The organism is Joostella atrarenae, from assembly GCF_021764745.1.
In the GTDB taxonomy this organism is placed as follows: Bacteria; Bacteroidota; Bacteroidia; order Flavobacteriales; family Flavobacteriaceae; genus Galbibacter; species Galbibacter atrarenae.
Genome location: NZ_JAETXX010000048.1, coordinates 1 through 588, shown reverse-complemented (window position 1 = coordinate 588; position 588 = coordinate 1). Strand labels below are relative to the sequence as shown.

General features: G+C 26.2%; 1 protein-coding gene and 1 pseudogene. Both read right to left on the bottom strand.

Annotation, left to right across the window (positions count from 1 at the left end; genetic code table 11):
* Positions 1-198 (bottom strand): annotated as a pseudogene (locus tag JM658_RS17020) (hypothetical protein); the annotation flags it as partial.
* Between the two features lie 146 nt (positions 199-344).
* On the bottom strand, positions 345-588 hold a 244-nt coding region (locus JM658_RS17015), incomplete at its 5' end, for a hypothetical protein (protein ID WP_236961101.1).

The following is a 588-nucleotide window of genomic DNA, read 5'->3' as shown; positions in this document are numbered from 1 at the left end:
TTTGGTTATATTAGTTTCATTCTTACCGAATCCCAAAATTACATGCACATGTGAATTATTTCGAAGTGTTTTAAATACTTCATTTTTAAAATATTCATCAAGCTGAATGAAAGGAGATAAAATGATTACGTATTTTTCAGCATAATAGATTGTATCGTAGATCTCGTCTGCAAGAGATTTCCCGGTTAAAAATTCCATAGATTAAGTTTTGGTCATTAATTTAGGATTGTAAAAATATTATTTTTAACTAAAACTACCACCATTATACTATATACTTTCTATATCCTTTTTATGTTCCATTAAATTCAATATGGAAGAATTATTTAACTATATGGATTTGGACGTTATTCTTTGAGCAATTCGATTCGCTCTTTAAAGCGGGTTATTATTTCTTTAATTCGATCTACTAGTTCTTGTAAAAGAATCTTTTTAGGATTTTTTAAATTAATAGAATTTAAATAATCCTCTAAAAGTTTCTCTAATCCTGTTAAAAACGGTAGCTCATTTTCTGGAAATTCTATATAATGACTCTTATATGTATCATTAAGTACATTATTAAACGTCAATAACTTCTTATTTTCTAACTCG